The 18395-nt window shown below is 67.9% G+C and carries 15 protein-coding genes; 6 read left to right on the top strand and 9 right to left on the bottom strand.

Annotation, left to right across the window (positions count from 1 at the left end):
• Positions 1-44 precede the first annotated feature (44 nt).
• Positions 45-707, top strand: a complete 663-nt coding sequence (locus IB257_RS19680) for a glutathione S-transferase family protein (RefSeq protein ID WP_054457179.1) — start codon at positions 45-47, stop codon at positions 705-707.
• A 19-nt stretch (positions 708-726) separates the two neighbouring features.
• On the opposite strand, the gene IB257_RS19675 is transcribed toward IB257_RS19680, so the two are convergent.
• On the bottom strand, positions 727-1629 hold the full coding sequence (locus tag IB257_RS19675) for a LysR family transcriptional regulator (RefSeq protein WP_054457181.1): 903 nt from the start codon (positions 1627-1629) through the stop codon (positions 727-729).
• Between the two features lie 127 nt (positions 1630-1756).
• Between IB257_RS19675 and IB257_RS19670 the strand changes: the two genes are divergently transcribed.
• Together IB257_RS19670 and IB257_RS19665 are read left to right on the top strand one after the other, a co-directional pair.
• Positions 1757-2758 (top strand): tripartite tricarboxylate transporter substrate binding protein, encoded by a 1002-nt coding sequence (locus IB257_RS19670; protein ID WP_192492786.1) that lies wholly within the window; start codon positions 1757-1759, stop codon positions 2756-2758.
• 23 nt (positions 2759-2781) lie between these two features.
• Complete coding sequence (locus tag IB257_RS19665; RefSeq protein WP_119449723.1) at positions 2782-3975, top strand: M20 aminoacylase family protein; 1194 nt, start codon at positions 2782-2784, stop codon at positions 3973-3975.
• 31 nt (positions 3976-4006) lie between these two features.
• Here the strand turns inward: IB257_RS19665 and IB257_RS19660 are convergent, their stop codons facing one another.
• From IB257_RS19660 to IB257_RS19650, 3 genes are read right to left on the bottom strand one after another with little or no spacing between them, the layout of a single operon-like run.
• A complete protein-coding gene (locus tag IB257_RS19660; RefSeq protein ID WP_175181583.1) occupies positions 4007-5134 on the bottom strand; it encodes a deoxyguanosinetriphosphate triphosphohydrolase in 1128 nt (375 codons plus the stop codon).
• Positions 5135-5157: 23 nt separating this feature from the next.
• Complete coding sequence (gene aroB / locus IB257_RS19655; protein WP_125472556.1) at positions 5158-6234, bottom strand: 3-dehydroquinate synthase; 1077 nt, start codon at positions 6232-6234, stop codon at positions 5158-5160.
• A complete protein-coding gene (locus IB257_RS19650) occupies positions 6231-6872 on the bottom strand; it encodes a shikimate kinase (protein ID WP_054457189.1) in 642 nt (213 codons plus the stop codon). Before IB257_RS19650 ends, aroB begins: the two co-directional genes overlap by 4 nt.
• Positions 6873-6986: 114 nt before the next feature.
• On the opposite strand from IB257_RS19650, the gene IB257_RS19645 reads away from it, so the two are divergent.
• Complete coding sequence (locus tag IB257_RS19645; protein WP_054457191.1) at positions 6987-9434, top strand: penicillin-binding protein 1A; 2448 nt, start codon at positions 6987-6989, stop codon at positions 9432-9434.
• Positions 9435-9494: 60 nt separating this feature from the next.
• Here IB257_RS19645 and cyaY read toward each other — a convergent pair whose 3' ends face one another.
• Entirely contained in the window at positions 9495-9824 is a 330-nt protein-coding gene (gene cyaY, locus IB257_RS19640) for an iron donor protein CyaY (RefSeq protein WP_013396958.1), read from the bottom strand.
• A gap of 54 nt (positions 9825-9878) precedes the next feature.
• On the opposite strand from cyaY, the gene IB257_RS19635 reads away from it, so the two are divergent.
• Together IB257_RS19635 and lysA are read left to right on the top strand one after the other, a co-directional pair.
• Complete coding sequence (locus tag IB257_RS19635) at positions 9879-10040, top strand: lipoprotein (protein ID WP_225589042.1); 162 nt, start codon at positions 9879-9881, stop codon at positions 10038-10040.
• On the top strand, positions 10037-11329 hold the full coding sequence (lysA, locus tag IB257_RS19630) for a diaminopimelate decarboxylase (protein WP_054457194.1): 1293 nt from the start codon (positions 10037-10039) through the stop codon (positions 11327-11329). Before IB257_RS19635 ends, lysA begins: the two co-directional genes overlap by 4 nt.
• Before the next feature lie 60 nt (positions 11330-11389).
• Here lysA and IB257_RS19625 read toward each other — a convergent pair whose 3' ends face one another.
• Genes IB257_RS19625 through IB257_RS19610 form a run of 4 tightly spaced genes read right to left on the bottom strand, consistent with a single transcriptional unit; the run spans position 11390 to position 18395 of the window.
• Positions 11390-12742, bottom strand: a complete 1353-nt coding sequence (locus tag IB257_RS19625; protein WP_192492700.1) for a hypothetical protein — start codon at positions 12740-12742, stop codon at positions 11390-11392.
• Between the two features lie 19 nt (positions 12743-12761).
• Positions 12762-13478 carry a type VI secretion system-associated protein TagF gene (gene tagF / locus IB257_RS19620; protein WP_054457308.1) on the bottom strand — a complete coding sequence of 239 codons (717 nt, stop codon included), beginning with the start codon at positions 13476-13478 and terminating at the stop codon, positions 12762-12764.
• 13 nt (positions 13479-13491) lie between these two features.
• On the bottom strand, positions 13492-17121 hold the full coding sequence (gene tssM, locus IB257_RS19615) for a type VI secretion system membrane subunit TssM (protein ID WP_192492699.1): 3630 nt from the start codon (positions 17119-17121) through the stop codon (positions 13492-13494).
• On the bottom strand, positions 17118-18395 hold the full coding sequence (locus IB257_RS19610; protein WP_054457200.1) for a DotU family type VI secretion system protein: 1278 nt from the start codon (positions 18393-18395) through the stop codon (positions 17118-17120). The genes tssM and IB257_RS19610 overlap by 4 nt, the downstream gene beginning before the upstream one ends.

Below are 18395 nucleotides of genomic sequence, written 5' to 3'. Positions count from 1 at the left end.
CCGGCGCCTGAATCATCACATCAACGGCTAGGAAGGATCGCGGCATGTACACCTTGATCATCGGCAACAAGAACTACTCGTCCTGGTCCCTGCGGCCGTGGATCGCCTTGCGCGCCGCAGGCATACCCTTTACCGAGCAGAAGCTCGGCTTCTTCACCGAGGAATTCTCGCGCCGCGTGGGCGCGGTGTCGCCCGCGGGGCTGGTTCCGGTGCTGCTGGATGGCGAGTTCGCGATCTGGGACACGCTGGCGATCTGCGAGTACCTGGCCGAACGCCATCCCGAAGCCCGCCTGTGGCCCCAGGACGCGCGCGCCCGGGCCCGCGCGCGGTCGCTCACCGCGCAGATGCACAGCGGCTTTGGCGCGATGCGCCAGGCGCTGCCCATGAACGTCGAAGCGCACCTGCCCGGCATCGACTTTCCTGCGGCCGCGCAACAGGACATCGAGCGCCTGCAAGCGATCTGGCGCGACACGCGCGCGGCATTCGGCCAGGGCGGGCCGTTCCTGTTCGGCGAGTTCTCGATCGCCGACGCCTTCTTCGCGCCGGTGGTCTCGCGCTTCACGACCTATGGCATCGCGGCATCCGGCCCGGTGCGCGACTACATGGACGCCGTGCTGGCGCTGCCCGCCATGCAGGAATGGACCCGCGACGCGCTCGCGGAAGCCACCTTCGTGCCCGAGGACGAGCCCTACCGCAAGCAGCGCTGAAGCACGTCAATCGGCGCGTTCAATCGCGCAGGCGCTGGGCCACGAATTCACGCACCAGCGCCATCGCCGGCGCCTCGGTGCGGCCCGTCAGCGTCACCATTGCAAACAGCGCGTGGCTGCGCAGCGGCGGGTCGGTAGGCAGTTCCGTCAGTTCGCCCGCGGCGATGCCGACCCGCGCCGCGCCCACGATGCCCAGGAATACCGCGTCCGACACGCGCACCGCTTCCAGCACACTGCCGATTTCATCGCAGCGCAGGCGCATCGCGGTCTGCGGATCCGCCTCGACGCCGAAATGGTCGACCACGATGCGCACGGTATCCGCTGCGAGAAACGTGGACGCCAGCGGATAGGCCGCAACCTCCGCGAAGCGCGCCGGCCGCCCGGCCTGGGCCAGCGGATGGCCGCGGCGGCAGATGAATCCGGCGCGCATTTCCGAGATGGGTTCGATGCGCAGGTCGGCCGCCGGCACGATGCCGCGCGTATCGACCACCAGCGCATCCAGGCGCCGCTGGCGCAACAGCGCCAGATGGGCCTCGGGCGAGCCGCGCATCACGTCCAGCCGCAACTGCGGATAGTGCTGCGCCACGTGCGCCAGCAGCGGCGTCATGAGCATGACGCCCGGCCCTGAACCCAATCCGATGCTGATGCTGCCCCGGTCGCCCTGGGTCAGCAGTTCCGCGCTGCGGCGCAGCTCGCCCGATTCGAACAGGATGCGCCGCGCGCGGCCGGCGACGGTCAGGCCCAGCGGGGTCAGCTCCGTGCGCTTGCCCATGCGGTCCAGCAGGCGCGCGCCCAGGTCTTCTTCCAGCAGGCGGATGCTGCGGCTGAGCGCCGACTGGGTCAGGTACAGGCGTTCGGCCGCACGGCTGAAGGAACCCGCCTCGGCCACGGCCAGCAGATGTTCGAGCTGCTTGAGATTCATGCCCGGGTCCCGATTAAGTATGAGTTTTTTTTCTAGCTTCCAGAATAACAATTCGTTAGACAACTAGCGAGGCCTGTCCCTAGCATGCGGATCACGACTAGATCATTCCAAGGGGAATTTCGTGAGCATGATTTCCAATGGCCTGCGCCTGGCCGGCTGTGCGCTGGCGCTGGGCGCGGCGCTGCTGGCCCAGGGCGCCCGGGCCGCAGACTATCCCGACCGGCCCGTCATGATGATGGTGCCCTACCCGGCCGGCGGCGCGTCCGATTCCATCGCCCGCGTGGTGGCCCCGCCCGTCTCCAAGCAGCTGGGCCAGCCCGTGCTGGTGGAGAACCTGGGCGGCGTGAGCGGCGCGCTGGGCGCGCAGAAGGTGCTGGGCGCCAAGGCTGACGGCTATTACCTGTTCCAGGGCTCGCCCAACGAGCTGATCCTGTCCCCCATTGCCAATCCCGCGGTCAAGCTCAAGAGCGAGGATTTCCGCCTGGTGCAGATGATCGGCATGGCCCCATTGGTGATCGTGGCGCGCGCCGACCTGCCCGCCAACAATGCCGACGAGCTGGTCACGCTGGCGCGCTCGCGCTCGGCCACCCAGCCGCTGACGTTCGGCAGCGTGGGGGTGGGTTCGCTGTACCACGTGCTGGGCGAACACATGGCGCGCACCATCGGCGCCAACATGATGCATGTGCCCTACAAGGGCGGCGCGCCGTTGATGCAGGACATCGGCGGCGGCCAGGTGGACCTGGCCATCCTGCCGCTGTCGCAGCAGCAGGTGGCGCTGGCCGAGCAGGGCCGCATCAAGCTGCTGGCCAGCCTGGACCCGCAGCGCAGCCAGTTGCCCGCGCTCAAGACCGTGCCGTCGGTCAACGAAGGCCAACTGCTCAAGGGCTTCAACTTCACCACCTGGACTGGCTACTTCGTCAAGCGCGACACGCCGCAAGACGTGGTGGCGCGCCTGAACGCAGCGCTCAACGCCGCCATGCAGGATGCGGCGGTGAAGGACAGCCTGGCGCACCAGAACATCGAAGTCTCCGCCCCCATGAGCGCGGAACAGGCCGACGCCATGTACCGCGCCGAGACCGAGCGCTTCCGCGAAATCTCCAGCAACGTGAAACTGGCAGGCAACCAGTGACCCGATTCCAGGACCTCTCCGACATGCATCCCATCCTGCAGGCGATGACCTCCCAGGCCGACGAATTCGTCTCGATCCGCCGCGACATCCACCGCCACCCCGAACTCGGCTTCCAGGAATTCCGCACCAGCGACCTGGTGGCGCAGTGCCTGACGCAATGGGGCTATGAAGTGGAACGCGGGCTGGGCGGCACCGGCGTGGTGGGGCAGTTGCGCCGCGGCAGCGGCGGCAAGCGCCTGGGCCTGCGCGCCGACATGGACGCCCTGCCCATCCAGGAAGCGACGGGCCTGGAACACGCCAGCTGCAACGAAGGCGTCATGCACGCCTGCGGCCACGACGGCCACACCGCCATGCTGCTGGCGGCCGCGCACCACCTGGCCAGGCATGGCGACTTCGACGGCACGCTCAACCTGATCTTCCAGCCCGCCGAGGAAGGCCTGGGCGGCGCCAAGCGCATGATGGAAGACGGACTGTTCAGCAAGTATCCCTGCGACGCCATCTTCGCCATGCACAACATGCCGGGCCATCCGCAAGGCCGCCTGCTGCTGCGCGACGGCGCCGCGATGGCTTCGTCCGACAACGTCACCATCGTGCTGGAAGGCGTGGGCGGGCACGGCGCGATGCCGCATTGCGCCGCCGATCCGGTGGTGGCTGGCGCGGCCATCGTGCTGGGCCTGCAAAGCATCGTCGCCCGCAATATCGATCCCCTACACATGGCGGTGATCACGGTCGGCGCATTCAACGCAGGCAAAGCCAACAACGTCATCCCCCAGACCGCCACGCTGAAACTCAGCGTGCGCGCGCTGGACCGCGGCGTGCGCGACACGCTGCAAGCCCGCATCACGGAACTGGTCCACAGCCAGGCGGCCAGCTATCAGGTGCGCGCCACCATCGACTACGGCCGCGGTTATCCCGTGCTGGTCAACACCCGCGAAGAAACCGATTTCGCGCGCCAGGTGGCGGTGGAACTGGTAGGCGCCGACCAGGTGGAACTCCAGACCCGCGCGCTGACCGGCAGCGAGGACTTCGCCTTCATGCTGGAGGAAGTGCCAGGGTCCTACCTGCTGGTGGGCAATGGCGATGGCTCGGCGGAAGGCTTCAACAGCGGGCATGGGGCCTGCATGGTGCACAACCCGGGCTATGACTTCAACGACCACAGCCTGCCCGTGGGCGCGGCCTACTGGGTGCTGCTGACGCAGCGCTATCTGGCGGGCTGAGGCCGCGGCGCAAGCCTGAGGCCCGCGGGCCTCAGGCCATCTCGAACAGGCGCTTGTGCTCGCGGATGGCGTAGCGGTCCGTCATGCCCGCGATGTAGTCGGCGATGGCGCGGGCCTGCTCGTTGAAAGCCGGCCGGCGATAGTCGGGCGGCAACAGCCGCGGATCGTCCAGGAAAGCCGCGAACAGCTCGCGCACGATGCGCCGCGCCTTGGTCGTCATGCGCAACACGCGGTAGTGGCGGTACAGGTTGTCGAACAGGAATTTCTTCAGCGCGTCGGCCTCGCTCCGGATCTCGGGCGAAAAGGTCGCCAGCGGCGGCGCGCGGCGCACGTCGTCGGCAGTGGCGGGCGCGAACTCGCGGATGCGCGCCAACGAGGTCCGCGTCAGGTCGACGATCAGCGTATTGATCATGCGGCGTATGGTCTCGGCCACCGCGCGACGCGCAGCCAGCCCCGGATAGCTTTCCAGCACGTGGGCGTGGTGGCGCTCGAAGATCGACACTTCCTTCAGCTGTTCCAGCGTGATCAGGCCCGAGCGCAGGCCGTCGTCGATGTCGTGGTTGTTGTAGGCGACCTCGTCCGCCAGGTTGGCCAACTGCGCCTCCAGCGAGGGTTGGGTGCGGTCCAGGAAGCGCTGGCCCACGTCGCCCAGCTGCCGCGCATGCGCGGCCGAACAATGCTTGAGGATGCCTTCGCGCGTTTCGAAGCACAGGTTCAGGCCGTTGAAGTCCGCGTAGCGTTCTTCCAGTTCGTCCACCACCCGCAGGCTTTGCAGATTGTGCTCGAAGCCGCCCGCCTCCGGCGCCAATTCGCGCATGCAGGCGTTGAGTTCGTCCTGGCCCGCATGACCGAACGGCGTGTGGCCCAGGTCGTGCGCCAGCGAGATGGCTTCGGTCAGGTCTTCGGACAGGCCCAGGCTGCGCGCCAGCGTGCGCGCAATCTGGGCCACTTCCAGGCTGTGGGTCAGGCGGGTGCGGAACAGGTCGCCCTCGTGGTTCACGAAGACCTGGGTCTTGTACTCCAGGCGCCGGAAGGCGCTGGAATGGACGATGCGATCGCGGTCGCGCTGGAACTCCGTCCGGTTTTCCGGCGGCGGCTCGGCATAGGTCCGCCCGCGCGATTGAGACGGGTGGGATGCATAGGAAGCCAGTTCTTTCATCTGCAACACCGTCTCCATCACGGCTATTGGGTGGTGCGGGCCAGCACGGCGCGCACGGCGTCGTCGGGGGCCGCGCGCATCATGGCCTCGCCGATGCGGGTCATGAGCACATAGCGGATCGAGCCGCCTTCGGTCTTCTTGTCCACCTGCATCAGGTCCAGCCAGCGGTCGGCGCCCAGGTCGGGGGCCACGACGGGACAGCCGATGGCGACCACCAGCGCGCGCACGCGCTCCACGTCGGCACGGTCAAAGCCGGCGACGTCGGCCGACAGCTCGGCAGCCTGCACCATGCCGCAACCGACGGCTTCGCCATGCAGCCAGGCGCCGTAGCCCAGGCCGGATTCGATAGCGTGGCCGAAGGTGTGGCCCAGGTTGAGGATGGCGCGCAGGCCCGACTCGCGCTCGTCCTTGCCCACCACTTGCGCCTTGAGTTCGCAGGAGCGGCGGATGGCGTAGGCGACCGCCTCAGGGTCCAGTTCGCGCAGCTTCTGCGCATTGTCCTCGCACCAGGACCAGAATTCCGGGTCCAGGATCAGGCCGTACTTGATCACTTCCGCCAGGCCCGCGGACACCTCGCGCGCCGGCAGCGTGTTCAGCACGTCGGTGTCTATTTCGACTGCGACCGGCTGGTAGAACGCGCCGATCATGTTCTTGCCCAGCGGATGGTTGACGGCGGTCTTGCCGCCCACCGACGAATCGACCTGCGACAGCAGGGTCGTGGGCACCTGCAGGAAGCGCACGCCGCGCATGTAGACCGCGGCCGCGAAACCGGTCATGTCGCCGATGACGCCGCCGCCCAGCGCCACCAGCACGCAGCGGCGGTCCAGGCGGTTGCCCAGCAGCGCGTCGAAGATCAGGTTCAGCGACTGCCAGTCCTTATAGGCCTCGCCGTCGGGCAATTCGATGCGCAGCACCCGCTTGCCGGTCCGGGCCAGCGCGGCTTCGGCGCGCTCGCCGTACAGGGCGGCGACGGTCGGGTTGGTCACCACGGCGATCGCGGTGGCGTCGGCGGGGATGCACTGGTCCAGGGCGTCCAGGCGGCCGGGGCCGATGTGGATCGGGTAGGCTCCGCCCGGGGTGTCCACGTGTACTACGTTCATATGCGCTTCTCGAAGGCTTGCAGTTGCGGCAGCAGCGCCTTGACCAGGGTGTGTATGGGCATGGCGCCCGTCTCCACCACCAGGTCGGCTACTTCCTTATAGAGGGGTTCCCGCAGGGTCATGAGGTCGCGCAGCGTGCCGCGCGGGTCGGCCGTGGCCAACAGGGGACGGTTGCGGTCGCGGCAGGTGCGGCGGAACAGTTCGTCCACGCTGGCGCGCAGGTAGACCACGATGCCGCGCTCGCGCAGGCGCTGACGGTTTTCCGGCGCCAGGATCGCGCCGCCGCCGGTGGCAAGAATTATGTTGCGCCGTTGGGTACACTCTTCCAAGGCGGCAGATTCCCGGCGACGAAAACCGGCTTCGCCCTCGATTTCGAAGATTACCGGCACCCGCACGCCGCAACGCGCCTCGAGCTCATGATCCAAGTCCATAAACTCGCGCCCCAGGGCACGCGCCAGGCCACGCCCTATGGTGGTCTTGCCCGCGCCCATCATCCCGACCAGGAAAACCGGCAGGTCATGCGGCAGCGTGGCGGCCTTGCCTGTGCACTCGATCGCGCAAGGCTGGTTTTCGGGCGTCTCGCAGGAGGACGCCGGGTCCGGGTCAGCCTCCGGACATGAGTTAGCGGAAAAGTTCATGACGGCATTATCACATCAGCCGCCAGTTGCCCGCCTACCACACTGAACGATTTTGTTACAGAAACCGGTACCCCGTGCCAAGACGGACCCGGAGATACCCGTAAAATCGCCGCGATGAGCAAGCCCCAGAATTCCTCCAAGAAAGACAAGCCCGCCAAGAGCGGTTCCCCGATACTGCGATTCTTCGTAAAAACCGGCATTTTCTTTGCCGGCCTGTTCCTGTGCGGCGTGCTGCTGGCTGGGATGGCGTTGGCGCTGGCCTGGCCCAACCTGCCCGACCTGAACGCCATGACGGACTACCGCCCCCGGGTGCCGCTGCGCGTCTTTACGGCGGACCGCGTCCTGATCGGCGAATTCGGCGAAGAGCGCCGCAACGTGCTGCGCTTCAACGAAATCCCGGACGTCATGAAGTCCGCGGTGCTGGCGGCCGAGGACGACCGCTTCTACCAGCACGGCGGGATCGACTGGATGGGCGTGGCGCGCGCCGGCCTGACCAACCTGGTCAGCATGTCGAAGTCGCAGGGCGCCAGCACCATCACGATGCAGGTGGCGCGCAACTTCTACCTGTCGTCGGAAAAGACCTATTCGCGCAAGTTCTATGAACTGCTGCTGACCTTCAAGATCGAGTCGGAGCTCACCAAGGACCAGATCCTCGAGCTCTACATGAACCAGATCTACCTGGGCCACCGCGCCTATGGTTTCGCGGCCGCCTCGCGCACCTACTTCGGCAAGCCCCTGTCCGAAGTCACGCCTGCGGAAGCCGCCATGCTGGCCGGCATCCCCAAGGCGCCCTCGCGTTTCAACCCTATCGCCAACCGCCCGCGCGCCGAGCTGCGCCAGCGCTACGTGCTGGGCCGCATGCACTCGCTGGGCTACCTGACCGAACCGGAATACCAGCAGGCGCTGGCCCAGCCCATCGTCATGAAGTCCGCGGAAGGCACGCCGGCCGGCGGCTATTCCATCCATGGCGAGTACGTGGCGGAACTGGCACGCCAGCTGTTGTTCAACGTGTACCAGGACAACGTCTATTCGCGCGGCATCAATATCTACACCACCGTGCAGTCCAAGGACCAGGAAGCGGCCTACCGCGCCGTGCGCGAAGGCGTGCTGGAATACACGCGCCGCGCGCCCTACCCCGGCCCCGAGGAACAGCTCGACCTGCCGCCGGGCACCGAGAATAACCCGCAGGCGCTGGACGAATTCCTGGACGGCGTGTTCGACAAGTTCAGCGACAGCGGTGACCTGCTGACGGCGCTGGTGCTGTCGGCCAGCCCCACCGAAGTGAAGCTGGCGCGCAGCTCGCGCGAGATCATCACCGTCACCGACAAGAAGGTGCTGGGCGTCGTGGCGCGCGCGCTGAACGACAAGGCCAAGCCCGAGCAGCGCATCAAGCGCGGCTCCGTGGTCTACATCCGCAAGTTCGGCGACAACTGGGAAATCATCAACCTGCCTTCGGTGCAGGCGGCCTTCGTGGCGCTGTCGCCGCAAGATGGCGCCATCCGCGCCATGGTCGGCGGCTTTGACTTCTACCGCGGCAACTTCAACCGGGTGACGCAAGCCTGGCGCCAGCCGGGTTCGAACATCAAGCCCTTCATCTACGCCGCTTCGCTGGAACGCGGCCTGACCCCGGGCACGCAGATCTCGGACCAGCCCTTCGAACTGACGGCCGCGCAGACCGGCTCCAAGGCCTGGAACCCGAAGAACTACGGCAACCAGTACGAACCCATGCTGACCCTGCGCCAGGGCCTGTACAAGTCCAAGAACATGGTGTCGATCCGTATCCTGCAGGCCATCGGCCCGCAGTACGCGCAGGACTACCTGACCCGCTTCGGCTTCGACAAGGCCCGCCAGCCCGCCGTGTTGCCGCTGGCGCTGGGCGCGGGCTCGGTCACGCCCCTGCAGCTGGCCGGCGCCTTCTCGGTGTTCGCCAATGGCGGCTACCGCGTCACGCCCTACCTGATCGACCGCGTCACCGACAGCAGCGGCAAGGTCATCATGCAGTCCAAGCCGGTCGTGGCCGGCGACGCCGCGGCCCGCGCCATCGATCCGCGCACGGCCTGGGTCATGGACGACATCCTGCGCGGCGTGGCCACCTACGGCACCGCAGCGCGCGCCCGCGTCCTGCTCAAGCGCAACGACATCGCAGGCAAGACCGGCACCACCAACGAATCGGTGGACGCCTGGTTCTCCGGCTACACCCCGTCGCTGGTCGCCACCGCGTGGCTGGGCTTTGACCAGCCCAAGTCCCTGGGTTCGCGCGAAACCGGCGGCGGCGTCGCCATGCCGATCTGGGTCGATTACATGCAGACGGTCCTCAAGGGCGTGCCCGAAGAGAAGCCGCGTCCCCGCCCCGATGGCCTGCTGGTCGAAAACGGCGAGTTCTACTTCTCCGAATTCCCGCCCGGACAAGCGGTGGCGCGCCTGGGCTTGCCCGAGGCCGACACGCTGGGTGAGTTCCTCAACGGCCTGAACGGCAGCACCAGCGAGGAAACCCGGATCAAGGTGGCGCCGGGCGTAGGCACGCAAGGCAACACGCCCTGGTCCCAGAAGATTCCGTTCTGACGCGCAAATGACAAGGCCGGCCCCATGGGGCCGGCCTTTTTTTCGCCTGAAGCTGACGTTTTACAGGCGTATCGTCACGGGTACGCCGGCTGCCGCGGAACAGATCTGCGACAGGGCATCCGGCAACTGCGGGCCGCCTCGGGTATCGTTCCAGTGCTGGCCATCGTAGCGGTAGTGAAAGCCGCCGCTGCGCGCCGCGACCCACAGCTCCTGCATGGCAGCCTGGCTGTTCACCACCACATGGGTGTTGTCCTCGAAAACCATCGTCAGCACATTGCCGCTGCGGCTGGTTTCGACGTCGACATCGAGCGAAGCCGCCCAGTCATCGGCCTGGCTTTCGATGCTGTTCAGCACCTGGTCGATCAACGCAAGAAATTCGGTTTCGGTCATAATCGAGCCTGCAAGATTTAGGAGTTCCCAGTGTTCCACTTGGCATTTCGCCGCATGGTCCTTCGCATTGTAGCCACGCTGCTGGCGACCGGCATGGTTGCCGCCTGCGGGTATAAGGGCCCCTTGTACATGCCGACGCCGGACGGCAAGCCGCCCTCGCGCACGCAGCCGCAGCCGCAACCGACGGCCATCCCGCCGGTGCAGTCCATTCCATGACACCCCGATTCCCCGCGCAGCCTGAACTGGCCGGTCATCCGTACTTCCAGTTCCGCAACAATGTCCTGTACGCCGAGGACGTGCCGCTGGATCACCTGGCCGAAAAGCTGGGCACGCCGCTGTACGTTTACTCGCGCGCCGCGCTCAAGGCTGCCTGGGAATCCTACCGCAATGCCGTCGGCCAGCATCCGGTGCTGGTCTGCTACGGCATGAAGGCCAATTCCAACCTGGCCGTCCTGAAGGAATTCGCGCGCCTGGGCGCGGGCTTCGACATCGTTTCCGGCGGCGAGCTCAAGCGCGCCCTGGCGGCCGGTGCGGACCCGTCCAGGATCGTGTTTTCCGGTGTGGGCAAGCAGGCCTGGGAAATGCGCGCCGCGCTGGCCGCCAAGGTCAAGTGCTTCAACGTCGAGTCCGAAGCCGAACTGCGCCGGCTGTCGGAAATCGCGCATGACATGGGTCTGCGCGCGCCCGTTTCGCTGCGGGTGAATCCGGACGTGGATGCGCAGACGCATCCATACATCTCCACCGGCCTGAAGGAAAACAAGTTCGGCATCGCCATCGAATCGGCGCTGGACGTCTACCGCCTGGCCCAGTCGCTGCCGGCCCTGGAAATCGTGGGCGTGGACTGCCACATCGGTTCGCAGCTCACCGACATCAGTCCCTATTTCGACGCGCTGGAAAAGCTGCTGGACCTGATCGAAAAGCTGGATCAGGCCGGCATCCGGATCGTCCATCTGGACCTGGGCGGCGGCCTGGGCATCCGCTATACGGATGAGATCCCGCCCTCGCCCCAGGCCTTGCTGGACCGTGTCTTCGAACGCCTGAACGCGCGCGGCTTCGGCCATCTGCACCTGGTGCTGGAGCCCGGCCGCTCGCTGGTGGGCAACGCCGGCGTGCTGCTCACGCGGGTCCAGTACCTGAAGCACTCGGAAGCGCGCAACTTCGCCATCGTCGACGCCGCCATGAACGACCTGCTGCGTCCCGCGCTATACGAAGCCTTCCACGGCGTGCGCCCCGTGCATCCGCGCGCGGGCGACGAAACCCTATACGACATCGTCGGCCCGGTCTGCGAAAGCGCCGACTGGCTGGCCCGGCAGCGCAAGCTTGCTCTCCAACAGGGCGACCTGCTGGCGGTGGAGTCCGCGGGCGCCTACAGCATGGCCATGGCCAGCAATTACAACGCCCGCCCCCGCGCGGCCGAAGCCATGGTCGACGGTGACAAGTACTACGTCGTGCGCCAGCGCGAAACGCTGGACGACCTGCTCAAGGGCGAATCCACGCTGCCCTGAGGGGCTGCCGCCATCCGCGGCGCGGACCGCGCGCCGCATAGGGGCGCGATGCCGCTCATTTCACTCGAACTCATGCGTGATGGAAGCCGGCCGGCCCGGCGCTACTGTCAGGGTCATGCGGTAATCGCCCGCTGATGCGTTGCGCACCGTCACCTGGTAACGGCCTGGCGGCAGGGACAGTTCGCGCAGCGGCGGGCTGACGCCGCGCGAGCGGCCATTGACCACCACCTCTCCCCATGGACGCACGGCCACGCGCACCGTGACAGGCGCCGCCTGAGGCGGCGGCGTCGCGGGCGCGGCGGGCTCTGACGCGGCGGGGGCTGCCGCGGCTTCAGGCTCAGGGGCGCTATCTGGCTTCGGGCTGGCGGACGGCATGGTGGAGCCAGTGGCTGCGGCCTGCGGCGGCGAGGCTGGTAGGGTCGCGGCGGGGGAGTCCGGCGAGGTCGGTGGAGTCGGCGCGGGCGCGGGTTGCGGCTGTGGTTCCGACGGCGGCAGGGGTTGCGGCGGCGGTTGGGACGGTGGCTCCGATTGGGGCTGGGGTTGCGGCTGAGCTTGAGGCGGCGCCACGCCAGCAAGCTCCACTGGCGGCTGTGCCGGCCGCAGCCATGCATATCCCCCCGCCGCAAGCAGCAAAAGGCCCGCCACGGCCAGCGGCAGCATGCGCCGCGCGCGCGTCGGGTGTTCCGGCCGCATCGCGGTCAGGCGAGCGGCGGCCGGCGGCGGATCGGCAAAGTCGCCGGCGGGCGTCTCCATCATCAATGAAGGCGCGGTCATGTCCGGCTCCGGATCCTCCACAGGAGCGGCCACAGAAACCGCCGCAGGAGCCGGCACCGCCGGCGGGATCACGCCCATCGCCGCAGCAAGCGCCGCGGCTGTCCGCGGTCTCGCCTGCGCCTCCATCGCCAGGCCCTCGTCCACGGCGGCGCAGAAGGCCGCGCGATAGGCGCCCGGATGCCACTCATCCAGAGGCGGGCAATCGTCGCGTACACGGCGCGCCAGCGCGCCTGGAGGGGCCGCGCCCGTCGCCAGGAAGTACGCCAGCGCCGCCAGCCCGTACACGTCCGTCCAGGGGCCGCAAGAATGCCCCGGATCGTCCGTGTACTGTTCGAACGCGGCGTAACCGGCATGCCGCGCTGCGTCTTCGTCATCGGGCGCCGCATCGAAAGGCGGCGCCAGGACGGCAAAACCCTGCCCGTCGCGGACCACGGCATCTGGGCAAATGCCGCCATGCGCCCGGCCGCCTTGGTGCATGGCGGCCAGGGACGCGGACAGGCCGGCGACCACTCGCAGGATCTCCTGTTCACGCTGCCGCCCGGGCGGCAGGCGCAGGATATCGTCCAGGCGCTCCACATCTGGCGCGGCCGGGAAGCCCCCCGCGCCCGGTCCAGGCGGCACAGCTGAAGTTCGTAGCATGCGCGGTCCTCCGGCAGATTCAGGGATGCCAGGTCGGCAGGGATGAGAACAGCCTGGCGAACAGCGTCGCGTTCAGCGCGCCGCCATGGATGTAGGTCTGCAAGGCCGCGCCGTCCGCCTGGTTGGTCCACCAATAGCTGGTGTGGGAACTGGGGTTGAAGCAGAACGGCAGGTCGGGCCAGGCGCCCAGCGCGCGGCGCGCCAGCGGCGCGGAATCCTGCTCGCGGCCGGCGCTCAGGATGTCCATGATGTCGCTGCCGCCGCGCGGCGCGGCGGCGCCCGGCGCTGCGGCAGGCGTACGCACCTGCTGCAGGCTGCGGTCGAACTGCTCCGCCGGGCAGCCATGGCGCACCGCCGCCAGCATGCTGGCGCCGATCTGCCGGTAGTAGTCGCTGGCGCCATCCAGGATGCTGCTGTGGTACTGCGCGGGCGGTACGGCCATGACCACGCACAGCGGGTAGCCCCGGCCCACCCGGTCGCGGCTGGGCGTGATGCAGCCCAGCTGTGCGACACCCGCGCCCGGCCCGGCGGGAATCGCGAAATTCCAGATGGGCGCCGACGCGAAGCCGCGCGCGGCATTGACGTCCGGCGCCTGCTTCAGCGCCGCCAGCCCGAACTGCAGCCAGCGGTCCCACCAGGTGATCAGCTCGCGCGGCAGGCGCCGGTGCACGAAGTCGCCCGCCGCCGGAATCTTGCCGTACCAGCCCACACGCCCACGCTCCACTGCTAGCTCCATGTCCATGTCCTGTTCACGACGCGCCCGGGCAGGCGAACGCCTGCATCTCGGCCAGATGGAAAGGGCTCTTGACGCTGCTGGCGGTGATCTCCAGCACCACCTTGCGCCCGCCCAGATCGAATGTGGCCAGCGTGACCTCCGGCGTGGCCCCCCGTCGCAGCTGGGCGCGGTCCAGCATGCGGTTCAGCGCCCAGGGGCCCGACGTGGTCATGCCAGCCGCGCCGACCTGCGGCGTGAGCTCGATGCGCACCTGGTTGCTGCCGCGCGGACCGGGCCACTGCACCGTGGTCGCCACCTGCGGACCATGCGCGTAGCGCACCGCCTGGCCATCCACGTCCATCACGAACTGGGTAATGCCCGCGTCCATTTCCACGGGCCTGATGGCCACCCGATACGAGGGCATGGGATTGCCCGCCATGAAATACACGTCGCGGATCACGCCCGCGCGCTGGAACGCGTCCAGCGTGGTGGAGTTCTCCCCCGACTTGCCGTCGATGCCGGGCTTGAAGCGCCAGCGCTGTCCGGAAACGTCGATCTGGTTCGCCAGGTTCTTCTGGAAGAAGTCGTCCATCAGGCCATTGGGCCCGAACAGCCGCGCCATATCGTTGGGCGCCACGTCGCGCGCCGAACGGCTCGAAAACGGATAGCGTCCGGCCACGGACTGGCCGCAGAACATGCCGATGGTGGCGGACACGGTCTCGCCCATGCGCGCGCGGGCCACGTCGGACACCTCGCCGGACGCGTTCACCGACAGCGAGTTGAGCACGTCGCGCAGCGGCCCTGGCAAGCGGCCCGCCTCGGCCCTCAGCTTGGTCACGGAATCCGAGCTGGGTGCGGGGCTGCCGCTGCGCAAGGCCGCATCCGCCGCCGTCAGATAGGTATAGAGCTCGTTGATGAGGCCGGTGGTGGCTGCGATAGGCGAGGTGGCGCCGGCCGCCGCGCCCTCGCCTTCGGCCAGCCGACGGTACGGCTCGAAATGCTGGTCCACGATGCGCTCCAGCTTCTCGTCGGTGGCGTCGGCCCGCATGGCCGCGCCGGGCCCGGTTGGCCCGAACATCTGCTCCAGCGCCTCGCGCGTGCTGCTGACGCGGTCGCGCGCCTGGTCCACCAGCGAGCGGTCATCCTTGCCGGTATCGCGCAGCAAGGAGGTCTCGCGCGCAACGCCGCGCACCAGCTGCACCAGCGGAGACTCCGGCGCGGACAAGGTGCGCGCCATCTGGATGTTCTGCAGCAGCGACTTGCTGGGCGCCAGCTGCATATCGTTCAGATAGCCGTCCCACTGCGCCACGTAGTCGTTCATGTACAAGCGCTTGATGTCGACCACCAGCTGGCGTTGCGCCGTCTGGTCCAGCTGGCTGCGCAACGGGATGTTCAGGATCCACGCATCATCCGAACGCAGCACCTCGGCCACGCCGGTCACGCGCTTGTTGAACACGTCCCAATAGCCGCGATAGCTGTAGAGCGCGGGAATGCCCTGGCTCAACGGCTTGCCGCTCTTGCGCACGAAGACGGCGCTGGCCTGCGCGCCGCCCAGCGTCACCACCGTGATCTCGGGCGCCGCGTCGGCGTTGGCCAGGGTGCGGCGCAGCCGGCTGTAGGCGCGTTGCGCCAGCGTGTAGCGCGCCAGCTTCTCGCGCGCCTGGGCCACCAGCGCGTCGTCCTTGGGAAACGGCGACGCCAGCACGTGGCTCTGCGTCAGGTTGCGCAGGTGCAGCGACAGCTGCTCATACTGGCGCCGCGTGTAGCCTTCAGGCAGGGTGGCCTGCATGTCCGAGAGCAGCCACGCATGCATGAACTCCGCGTCGTAGCGTTCGGCCTCGTACAGCATCAGATAGGCCCGCAGCGCCTCGTAGGAATACTCCAGGTCGCTGGCCGAGGCGTCGCGCAGGGCGGTCTCGACGCGCCGCGCCACCTGCGGCAGCAGCACCTGGTCCAGCGTGTTGCCGTACACGCCCTGCGCCGCCGCCCGCAGCTTCTGGCCCTGGTAGAGGCCATAGCGATAGCTCAGGGGCGGATTGTCGATCTCGAAGCCCTCGTGCTGGGGCAGGTACCAGAGGCTGTCCAGGAAGGGCATCAGCCCCAGCAGGTCGCCGGTGCGCGTGATCTTGATGTCGCGGCTCAGCTTCTCCACCGCCGGCACCCGCCGCGCCACCTCTTCCACGTAATCGGCGTTGTTGCGATAGCTCATCGTCCAACCCGCGACCAAGGCCAGGAAGGCCGCTGTCACCAGGCCGTACCCCGCCCAGTGCAACTGCCGATAGCGGCGTTCCCAACGCAGGTTGCGGCTGGCCAGGCCGGCCTCGCGGAAGATGACGTCCTGCAGCAGGTTCTTCAGGAAGTAGCTGCGTCCTTCCGCCTCGCCCGGCACGCTGGCCGCGGGCGCGGCGCCGCCGTCGATGCGCAGGTAGCGCTTCAGATGGCCAGTCACCTGGTCGAAGGTCTCTCCGCCCTGCGTGCCGCTGGTGAAGTAGACGCCTCGCGGAATGACCCGCGCCTCGAACTTCGAAGTCGCGAACACATCGCTCAGGAAATGGCCCAGGATGGCCTGCAGGCCCGCAAACTGCTGCGGCAACATGTAGGCAAGCGCGCGCCGCGCAGGATCGCTCTCGGCCGCCACCACTTCAGGCAAGGCGTCATCCAACCGGCGCTGCAACAGCGCATACTCTTCGTGAAAGGCTTCATACAGGTCGAAACCCGGCTCCTGCGCGCGCGCATACGGCAAGGTAAAGCCCCAGATCTGCGCCAGCTCCTCTCGGGTAAAAGAAGCGAAGTACTCTTCGAAACCGGACAGCAGATCCGTCTTGGTCACCAGCACATACACCGGGAATGCGATGCCCAGCTGCTCGCGCAATTCCTGCAGGCGGCGTCGCAGCACAGCCGCATGCTGCGCCCGTTCCGCATCCGAGGCCGACAGCAGGTCTTCGACGCTGACAGTGAGCATGGCGCCGTTGATGGGCTGGCGGCCGCGGTACTTGGACAGCAGGCCGAGAAAGCCGCGCCACTCTTCTTCGTCGCCGGTCGGATCGCTTTCGTGCGTGGTGTAGCGCCCCGCCGTGTCCAGCAACACGGCATCGTCAGTGAACCACCAGTCGCAATTGCGCGTGCCGCCCACGCCGCGCAAGGCCACCTTGCCGTAGCGTTCGGCCAGAGGAAAGTTCAAGCCTGAATTCACCAGCGCGGTGGTCTTGCCCGCGCCCGGCGCGCCGATGATCACGTACCAGGGCAGCTGATACAGGTACTGCTTGGAGAACCGGTCCAGCGCGCCGCGCCTGCCGCGGCTCTCGAAGCGGGTCTTGCGCAGCAGTTCCACGGCCTCGTGAAAGCGCGCCTCCAGCTGGCGTATCTCGTCGTTGCCGGCGGCTTCCTCCAGCGGCTTTTCCGCCTTGGGCCAGGGCCGCCGCAACTGGCTCAGCAGCTGCGCGTTCAAGCGCCCTTCGCGCCATTTGCGCCACAACAGCCGCAGCAGCCAGATCGCGAACATCGCCACGATGACGGCGATGCGCACCGTTTCGCTTTCCAGCGGGCGCACCGTGCCGATGGCGATGAGCGGCCCCGCGATCCAGATCAGCACCGCCAGGGCCACCAGCCCCAGGAAGTTCCACACGCGGCGGCTGAAGAACCATCCGAACAGCCTGTAGATCATTCCTGTCCTCCCTGCTCGTGCGCCACCGGCGGCACCAGCACCGTGATCTCCACCCGCCGGTTCAGCGCGCGGCCCGCGGCCGTGTCATTGGGCGCCACCGGATCAGCGTCGCCGCGCCCTTCCGCGCGCACGCGGGCCGTCTGGCCCAGGCGTTGCTCCAGCATGTCCTTGACCGCATCCGCGCGCGCCTGCGACAAATGCCAGTTGGACGGAAAGCGTGCGCTGCGCATCGGCGTGTTGTCGGAGTAGCCGCGCACCAGGATGCTGCCCTGCGTCTCGCGCAAGGCATCGGCCACGCGCGACAGCACCGGCAGGTACTGGTCGCGCACGGAACTGGCGCCAGATTCGAATACGCCGTCGCCCCGCAGCACCACCACGCTGCGGTCCACCTCATCGCGCACGGTGACCAACTGGTCGCGGATCTCGGGCGCCAGGAACACCGCCAGCCGCGGCGCGGGCGCGGGCCGCTTCACGGCGGTCGGGGCGATCTGCACCGTGGGCGGACGCAGCTTGGCGATGGACGCGAACACGCCGTCGGACTCGCTGCCCAGACGCCAGCCCAGGCCCCAGTACAGGGCCAGCGCCAGGACGGCTGCCAACGCGCCGAACACCCACAGCGGCACGGGCAGGCGGCGCAATGGCGTCTGCGCCGGCTCGTCGCGCCAATGCGGAGACAGCGCCAGCGGATAATCGCCGCGCGCGCCGCGCAGGATGCGCAAGAGGCGCTGGCGCAGCGTTTCCAGCTGCGAGCGGCCGTTGTCGATCACGCGGTAGCGCCCTTCGAAGCCCAGCAGCAGGCAGTAATACAGCAACTCCAGCAGATCCAGGTGCTGCCCGGGGTTCTGCGACAGCTTGGCCAGCAGTTGGAAGAACTTTTCTCCGCCCCAGGTCTCGTTGTGGAACGTGACCAGCAGGCTGTGCGCGGACCACACGCCGCCCCCGCCCCATGGCGTGAGCGCCGCGGCCTCGTCCAGCGCCGTGCACAGGCAGTAGCGCGCGCCCAGTATGGTTTCGTTGGGGATGCCCGCCTGCTGCGCGCGCAGCTCGAACTGCCGCACTTCGTCCAGCAGGTGCTCGCGCAGCATCGCAGGCGAGGGATGCGTCGCCGTGGCGCGGATCTGCGGGATCAGGTCCAGCAGCGGGTTGGCCGCCGCCACCAGCGGATTGGCGCCGCTGATGACGTAATCGTGGGGACGCAGCCTGCCCGCCGTATTGGCAGCGCCTTCGCCGATGCCGCCCGGAGGGCCGGCCAGCGTGTGATCCGAAGCATGCAT

Origin of the sequence: Achromobacter sp. ACM03, from assembly GCF_014851665.1 — a bacterium.
In the GTDB taxonomy this organism is placed as follows: domain Bacteria; phylum Pseudomonadota; class Gammaproteobacteria; order Burkholderiales; family Burkholderiaceae_B; genus Achromobacter; species Achromobacter aegrifaciens.
This window is presented reverse-complemented; position numbering and strand designations above follow the sequence as displayed.

Coding starts and splice junctions, on each gene's coding strand:
- IB257_RS19680 (WP_054457179.1), top strand. CDS start 45: ATGTACACCTTGATCATCGGCAACAAGAACTACTCGTCCTGGTCCCTG.
- IB257_RS19675 (WP_054457181.1), bottom strand. CDS start 1,629: ATGAATCTCAAGCAGCTCGAACATCTGCTGGCCGTGGCCGAGGCGGGT.
- IB257_RS19670 (WP_192492786.1), top strand. CDS start 1,757: ATGATTTCCAATGGCCTGCGCCTGGCCGGCTGTGCGCTGGCGCTGGGC.
- IB257_RS19665 (WP_119449723.1), top strand. CDS start 2,782: ATGCATCCCATCCTGCAGGCGATGACCTCCCAGGCCGACGAATTCGTC.
- IB257_RS19660 (WP_175181583.1), bottom strand. CDS start 5,134: ATGAAAGAACTGGCTTCCTATGCATCCCACCCGTCTCAATCGCGCGGG.
- aroB (WP_125472556.1), bottom strand. CDS start 6,234: ATGAACGTAGTACACGTGGACACCCCGGGCGGAGCCTACCCGATCCAC.
- IB257_RS19650 (WP_054457189.1), bottom strand. CDS start 6,872: ATGAACTTTTCCGCTAACTCATGTCCGGAGGCTGACCCGGACCCGGCG.
- IB257_RS19645 (WP_054457191.1), top strand. CDS start 6,987: ATGAGCAAGCCCCAGAATTCCTCCAAGAAAGACAAGCCCGCCAAGAGC.
- cyaY (WP_013396958.1), bottom strand. CDS start 9,824: ATGACCGAAACCGAATTTCTTGCGTTGATCGACCAGGTGCTGAACAGC.
- IB257_RS19635 (WP_225589042.1), top strand. CDS start 9,879: ATGGTCCTTCGCATTGTAGCCACGCTGCTGGCGACCGGCATGGTTGCC.
- lysA (WP_054457194.1), top strand. CDS start 10,037: ATGACACCCCGATTCCCCGCGCAGCCTGAACTGGCCGGTCATCCGTAC.
- IB257_RS19625 (WP_192492700.1), bottom strand. CDS start 12,742: ATGCTACGAACTTCAGCTGTGCCGCCTGGACCGGGCGCGGGGGGCTTC.
- tagF (WP_054457308.1), bottom strand. CDS start 13,478: ATGGAGCTAGCAGTGGAGCGTGGGCGTGTGGGCTGGTACGGCAAGATT.
- tssM (WP_192492699.1), bottom strand. CDS start 17,121: ATGATCTACAGGCTGTTCGGATGGTTCTTCAGCCGCCGCGTGTGGAAC.
- IB257_RS19610 (WP_054457200.1), bottom strand. CDS start 18,395: ATGCATGCTTCGGATCACACGCTGGCCGGCCCTCCGGGCGGCATCGGC.